At 53.2% G+C, this 1,011-nt stretch carries 1 rRNA gene; it reads right to left on the bottom strand.

From position 1 onward, the window contains the following. Positions 1-11 precede the first annotated feature (11 nt). Positions 12-1,011 (bottom strand): 23S ribosomal RNA (locus tag DM806_RS18640); the annotation flags it as partial.

Below are 1,011 nucleotides of genomic sequence, written 5' to 3'. Positions count from 1 at the left end.
CTTTTAAAAGTTTGGTTAAGTCCTCGATCGATTAGTATCAGTCAGCTACACATGTCGCCACGCTTCCACCTCTGACCTATCAACCTGATCATCTTTCAGGGATCTTACTAGCTTGCGCTATGGGAAATCTCATCTTGAGGGGGGCTTCATGCTTAGATGCTTTCAGCACTTATCCCGTCCACACATAGCTACCCAGCGATGCCTTTGGCAAGACAACTGGTACACCAGCGGTGTGTCCATCCCGGTCCTCTCGTACTAAGGACAGCTCCTCTCAAATTTCCTACGCCCACGACGGATAGGGACCGAACTGTCTCACGACGTTCTGAACCCAGCTCGCGTACCGCTTTAATGGGCGAACAGCCCAACCCTTGGGACCGACTACAGCCCCAGGATGCGATGAGCCGACATCGAGGTGCCAAACCTCCCCGTCGATGTGGACTCTTGGGGGAGATAAGCCTGTTATCCCCGGGGTAGCTTTTATCCGTTGAGCGATGGCCCTTCCATGCGGAACCACCGGATCACTAAGCCCGACTTTCGTCCCTGCTCGACTTGTAGGTCTCGCAGTCAAGCTCCCTTATGCCTTTGCACTCTACGAATGATTTCCAACCATTCTGAGGGAACCTTTGGGCGCCTCCGTTACACTTTAGGAGGCGACCGCCCCAGTCAAACTGCCCACCTGACACTGTCTCCCGGGTCGATAAGACCCGTAGGTTAGAATTTCAATACAGTCAGGGCGGTATCCCACCAGCGCCTCCACCGAAGCTAGCGCTCCGGTTTCAATGGCTCCCGCCTATCCTGTACAAACTGTACCAAAATTCAATATCAGGCTACAGTAAAGCTCCACGGGGTCTTTCCGTCCTGTCGCGGGTAACCTGCATCTTCACAGGTACTATAATTTCACCGAGTCTCTGGTTGAGACAGTGCCCAAATCGTTACACCTTTCGTGCGGGTCGGAACTTACCCGACAAGGAATTTCGCTACCTTAGGACCGTTATAGTTACGGCCGCCGTT

This window comes from Sphingobium lactosutens (assembly GCF_013393185.1).
Classification (GTDB): Bacteria; Pseudomonadota; Alphaproteobacteria; order Sphingomonadales; family Sphingomonadaceae; genus Sphingobium; species Sphingobium lactosutens_A.
Note: the sequence above shows the minus strand (reverse complement) of the source record. Positions and strands in the feature narration are given on the sequence as shown.